Consider the following 1,372-nt stretch of genomic DNA (forward strand, 5'->3'; position numbering starts at 1 on the left):
GCACGAAATCCAGGTCCGGAAACACAAAGAGGCGTTGCCCGCCGTTGCCGAATGCGCCCGCCCAGCGCTGTCCGATGACGCCACCCGCAACATCGCCGAAGTCCTGGACTTCGGCACACCGGCCAACCTGGCCGCACCTAAGTACCTTGTCCCGCCCTTCGTGGCCGGCCCAGCCTGTACCCCGGTAGGCCCGCCGCCGGCCGAGGAATGGTCCGGACTGAAAGAGAAAGCACTCGCCGACGGATGGAAACTCCCGTGAGCCCCACCGCCCCAATGGATCCCGCAACCGCCGGCGCCCATCAAAGGCGCGGCAACCGCCGCACTTTGAAGCGGCTCGCCGTCATCGCGTTGCCCGTGCTGGCCGCCGCTGTGCTGAGCTTCGGTCCGGTGACCGCCACGATGGGAACGCCGGCCAACGCGGCCCGGGCCGCCGTTCCCGGCGCCGCGCCGGCCGCCGTCGCAGGCCAGGGCTACCTGCCCGGCGCCCACCACGTCTTCGTCATCAACCTCGAAAACAAGGGCTACGACGAAACGTGGGGCCCGGCATCGGCCGCACCGTACCTTTCCCAGACTCTCAGGAGCCAAGGAGTACTGCTGAACCAGTACTTCGGAACCGCGCACAACTCGCAGCCCAACTACGTGGCGCAGATTTCCGGGCAGGGGCCGAACCCGCAAATGCAGGCCGACTGCCAAAGCTATACCCCGTTCGCGGGCAGCGGAACCGCCAGCCCGGGCCAGGCCGTCGGGGACGGGTGCGTCTTCCCGGCCAGCGTCCCCACCGTCGCCGGGCAGCTCACGGACGCCGGCAAGAGCTGGAAGGGGTACATGGAGGACATGGGAACGCCATGCCGGCACCCTGCGCTGGGCGCCGTGGATGACACTCAGAAGGCCAAAGTCGGGGACCAGTATGCGGCCCGGCACAACCCGTTCGTCTACTTCGCCGGGATCACCGGCTCGCCTGATTGCGCGAAGAACGACGTCGACCTGTCCGCCCTAAAGACGGACCTCGCCTCCGCCGCTACCACGCCGAACCTGTCCATGATCACGCCCAATCTCTGCCACGACGGTCACGATTCCCCCTGCGTCGACGGGCAGCCCGGCGGACTGAAGAGCGCCGACGATTGGCTCAAACAGTGGGTCCCGGTGATCACGTCCTCCCCCGCGTTCAAACAGGACGGCGTCCTGGTCATCACCTTCGACGAATCGGACGGCCCGCAGTCCGATGCCAGCGCGTGCTGCGGTGAGGGTCCCGGGCCGAATTCGCCGCTGCCGGGCATTACCGGGTTGGGCGGCGGCCGGGTCGGCGCGCTGGTTCTCTCGCCGTTCACCAAGGGCGGCACCTGGTCCACCACCCCGTACAACCACTACAGCC

General features: G+C 68.1%; 1 protein-coding gene and 1 pseudogene. Both read left to right on the forward strand.

Annotated elements, in window-relative coordinates:
• Window positions 1-259, forward strand: a pseudogene (locus AB4Y86_RS18965) (hypothetical protein); the annotation flags it as partial.
• The coding region (locus AB4Y86_RS18970; protein ID WP_441403675.1) for an alkaline phosphatase family protein at window positions 256-1,372 on the forward strand (1,117 nt) is incomplete at its 3' end. The pseudogene AB4Y86_RS18965 and the gene AB4Y86_RS18970, both read left to right, overlap by 4 nt.

Origin of the sequence: Arthrobacter sp. 2YAF22_2 (assembly GCF_052114645.1) — a bacterium.
Classification (GTDB): Bacteria; Actinomycetota; Actinomycetes; order Actinomycetales; family Micrococcaceae; genus Arthrobacter.